Origin of the sequence: Prevotella sp. P5-92 (genome assembly GCF_002251245.1) — a bacterium.
Taxonomy (GTDB): domain Bacteria; phylum Bacteroidota; class Bacteroidia; order Bacteroidales; family Bacteroidaceae; genus Prevotella.
The window spans coordinates 1-917 of record NZ_NPJG01000005.1 but is presented as its reverse complement, the minus strand read 5'-3'; the positions used below and the strand labels follow the sequence as shown (position 1 = coordinate 917).

Annotated in this window: 1 protein-coding gene; it reads left to right on the top strand. The window is 29.6% G+C overall.

Annotated features, from left to right (window positions below):
• Positions 1-807, top strand: an 807-nt coding sequence (locus CIK99_RS00635; RefSeq protein ID WP_144007847.1) for a glycosyltransferase family 4 protein, incomplete at its 5' end; no start/stop codon positions are given.
• Positions 808-917: the final 110 nt, after the last annotated feature.

Here is a 917-nt window from a genome sequence, read left to right as displayed (position 1 = left end):
CCAATTCAAAGCACAAGAAGTTTATTATATTTGTTAAAAAACAAATTGGTCTTAACACTTCATGATCCTTTTCCTCATTCTGGCAAACCTAGAGCAAAGGAGTTTGAAATATGGAGACGAATTTCATTTAGGATGATAAATAAGATAATCATATTAAATGAAAAACATATTCTTCCATTTTGTGCTAAATATAAATATCCAATCAGTCAAGTCTTCCCTGCTAAATTAGGACTTTATGATTGTATTAATAATATCAAAAAGATACCGTCGAATATAAATAAGAAATATATTCTTTTTTTTGGATTAATTTCCAAATACAAAGGGGTAGAATACTTGCTAGATGCATTTGGTAAAATTCATAATAAATATCCTAATGTACAACTAGTTATTGCAGGAAAAGGTGAGCTATATTTTGATAGAGCATTATATGAAGGTAAGAAATATATAACAATACTTAATGATTATATATCAATGCCACAGCTTGCAGGGTTACTTAATGATGCACTTTTTGCAGTTTGTCCTTATAAAGATGCTACTCAGAGTGGTGTCATCCAAACTGCTTTTTCTATGGATTGTCCAGTTATTGGTACAGATGTAGGAGCATTATCAGAAGCTATAGACAATGGTGTTACAGGCTTGATAGTCCCTCCTTGTAATTCCGAAGCTTTGGCTCATGCTATAGATAAGTTATTAAGTAATGAACCTTTGTTGGAATTAATGCGTTTTAATATCCAAAATAAATGGCGTAAACAAATGGGGTGGGATAAAATTTTAGATCTATATATAAAATGTTACAAAACGAAATGAAGCAAATAGCTAATTCAAAAATTGCAATTATAATTTTAGTGTGGAATGATTATTATAATTCACGTGAGACTATAAAATCTGTTTTAAACTCAAAGGATATTGATTTTGAT